The organism is Candidatus Effluviviaceae Genus V sp., assembly GCA_014728125.1.
Taxonomy (GTDB): Bacteria; Joyebacterota; Joyebacteria; order Joyebacterales; family Joyebacteraceae; genus WJMD01.
On sequence record WJMD01000166.1, the window covers coordinates 1 to 2,995 of the forward strand.

2 protein-coding genes are annotated in these 2,995 nt (G+C 70.2%); both read right to left on the minus strand.

Translation table 11 applies throughout. The features are described 5' to 3' along the window. Positions 1-43: 43 nt before the first annotated feature. Positions 44-1,468, minus strand: a complete 1,425-nt coding sequence (gene murF / locus GF405_10090) for a UDP-N-acetylmuramoyl-tripeptide--D-alanyl-D-alanine ligase (GenBank protein MBD3368503.1) — start codon at positions 1,466-1,468, stop codon at positions 44-46. Continuing rightward, positions 1,468-2,995, minus strand: a 1,528-nt coding sequence (locus tag GF405_10095; protein ID MBD3368504.1) for a UDP-N-acetylmuramoyl-L-alanyl-D-glutamate--2,6-diaminopimelate ligase, incomplete at its 5' end; no start/stop codon positions are given. The genes murF and GF405_10095, both read right to left, overlap by 1 nt.

Genomic DNA, 2,995 nt, shown 5'->3' on the forward strand with positions numbered 1-2,995 from the left:
AGAGCAGGTGGTACAACATGACGGCCCTCGTGTCCCGGAAGGGTCAACGGCCGGTCCCTGAGGCAGGCGCCTCCCGGACCAGCGACTCAACCACTTCCTCCATGCGCATTCCGCGCGACCCCTTCACCAAGATGACCGCGCTCCCGATGAGCGCTTCCGCGATCGCCCCCGGAAGCGCGGCCCTGCTGACCTCGATCGCGATGCGGTCGGGGTCCATTCCGAACTCGACCGCACCGTCTCTGACATCGCCCGCGTGCTCTCCTGTAAGGAACAACCGGTCGACGGCCGCGCGGGCCGCGAGCGCGCCCACATCGCGATGGGCATCCCGCGCGGCGTCTCCCAGCTCCAGCATGTCTCCCAGCACCGCGACCACGGGGCGACCGGCGGCCAGCGTCACCGCCGTCTCAACGGCGACGGCCACCGACCCGGGGTTCGCGTTGTACGTGTCGTTCAGGATCGTCCACTCCCCCGCCGTCAGGACCTGCATCCGGTTCGCCGTCGGCTCAAAGGAGGAAAGAGCCTCGGCGGCGTCGTCCCGGGGAACCCCGAGGAGGTCGCCGACCGCGACCGCCGCGAGCGCGTTCATCACGTTGTGGCGGCCGGGGACCGGCAGGGTGAATGCCGTCCCGCCGACCGTGAACCGCACGGTTCCGCCCTCCGCGCGAACGTCGGAGCCTCTCACGTCCGCGTCCGGGCCGAGCCCGAACGTCACCGTCGTCTCCGGTCCCCTCGCCGCTTGCGACATGACGCGTTCGTCGTCGGCGTTCAGCACAGCGGTCCCGTTCTCCGGGAGCGCCTCGAGAAGCTCGCCCTTGGCACGTGCGATCGTCTCGAGGTCCTTCATCGACTCGAGGTGCGACGCCGCCACGTTGGTAATGACGCCTACGGACGGCCTCGCTGCGCCGGCCAGCGTCGTGATCTCCCCGGGGTGGTTCATGCCGATCTCGACGACCGCGGCCTCGGTGTCGCTCTCCAGTCGGAAGAGGGTATGAGGCACGCCGATGTGGTTGTTGTAGTTGCCCTCGGTCCTGAGCGTCCGGTGACGGGTCGTGAGTACGGACGCCACCATGTCCTTGGTCGTCGTCTTGCCGTTCGAGCCCGTGATGCCGACGACGACGGGCGAGAAGTCATCGCGGTACCAGCCCGCGAGGTCGATGAGCGCTTCGACCGTGTCGCCTACCTCGAGGAGTCGGTCGCCCTCGACGACGGCGCCCGTCTCGCCCGCGCGCTCGTCTGCGGAGGGAATGTCCGGTCGCCCCCGCTCTACGACGGCCGCCACGGCGCCGCGCCTCATGGCCTCGGCGACGTAGGCGTGACCGTCGTAGTTCTCGCCGGGAACGGCGAAGAAGAGCTCGCCGGACGAGATCGTCCTGGAGTCGGTCGACACGCCCAGGACCTCCTCGTCCGGGACGGCCTTCCTGGCGATGTGCAGCGCCTCGGCCACGTCCCTGAGCCTCCTCGATTCCATCACTCGCCGCCCGGAAGCGTCGTTTCGACGGCCGCGCGGATCTCCTCGCGGTCGTCGAAGTGCCGCTTCTCTGTCCCGATGATCTGGTAGTCCTCGTGTCCCTTCCCGGCGACCAGCACGACGTCGCCCTTCCGGGCGATGCCGACCGCGCGCACGATCGCCGCGCGACGATCGGGCACGACCTCGACGTCCGCCCCGCTTTCGTTGGCCCGCACTCCGTTGAGGATGTCCGCGATGATCGTCGAGGGGTCCTCGGTGCGCGGGTTGTCCGACGTGACGATGACGACGTCGGCCTGCCTCGCCGCGATCTCCCCCATCTGTGGCCGCTTCCCGCGGTCGCGGTCGCCCCCGCAGCCGAAGACCACGATGAGACGTCCGGGATCGAGGTCGCGAAGCGCGGCGAGGGCCTTCTCGAGCGCATCGGGCGTGTGGGCGTAGTCGACCAGCGCAGTGAAGGGCTGACCGGCGTCGACGCGCTCGAGCCGACCCGCGACCTCGGTCACGGCCCGGAGCCCTTCCGCGACGGCTCCGAGTTCGACTCCTGCGGCGAGGGCGACCGAGGTCGCCGCGAGAGCGTTCATGACGTTGAAGGTCGAGAGCAGACGGATCTCCGCCGCGAACGTCCCACGCGGCGTGACGATGGTCGCCGTCGTCCCGTCGACCGTGGAGGCGATGTCGGTGGCGCGGACCTCGCCCTGCGTGATACCGAAGGTCACCAGCCGAACGTCGGTCTCCCGGCGGAGCCACGCCGCCAGCTCGCGTCCGCGGGGGTCGTCGGTGTTGACGACCGCCGCCGCGTCCGGCTTCCCACCGCCGCCCGATAGCTGCTCGAAGAGCTTCCGCTTGCTCTCCCAGTACTCGTCGAGCGTGCGGTGGAAATCCAGATGGTCGCGCGAGAGGTTCGTGAAGGTCGCGGTGTCGAAGCGCGTGCCCGCCGTCCGCTCGAGCGCCAGCGCGTGCGACGAGACCTCCATGGTCAGGACCTCGACGCCGGCGTCCGCCATCGAGGCCATGAGGGCGGCGAGGTCTGACGCCTCGGGGCTCGTGAGGGACCCCGGGGCCGCCCCGCCGCCCGTCGTGTGTCCGAGTGTGCCGACCACGCCCGACGCGAGCCCGGCCTGCTGCATGATCGAATGAACGAGGTACGACGTCGTCGTCTTGCCGTTCGTTCCGGTGATGCCGTGAACCGTCATCGAGTCCGAGGGATGCCCGAAGAACTCGTGTGCCGCCAGACCGAGCGCCCGGCGGGTGTCCGGGACGACGAACTCGGGGATCGGCGAGGCGCCCGTCAGACTCTCGACGAGCGCGGCTGCCGCGCCCTGCTCGGCCGCGTCGGCCACGAAGCGATGGCCGTCGGTGACGAACCCGCGGACCGCCACGAAGAGGCTTCCGTTCCCGACACGACGGGAGTCGTACTCGACCGACGTGATGCCGACCGCTCCCTCCGGACCGGGGTCACGGACGTCGACCGCCTCGAGGAGCCTCCCGAGAGCGACGCGCCGTCCGCCCGTCGCTGGGTCTCCGGAC

Bases quoted from the DNA above. Each gene is read 5' to 3' on its own strand.
- murF (MBD3368503.1), bottom strand. From the start codon at position 1,468: ATGGAATCGAGGAGGCTCAGGGACGTGGCCGAGGCGCTGCACATCGCC.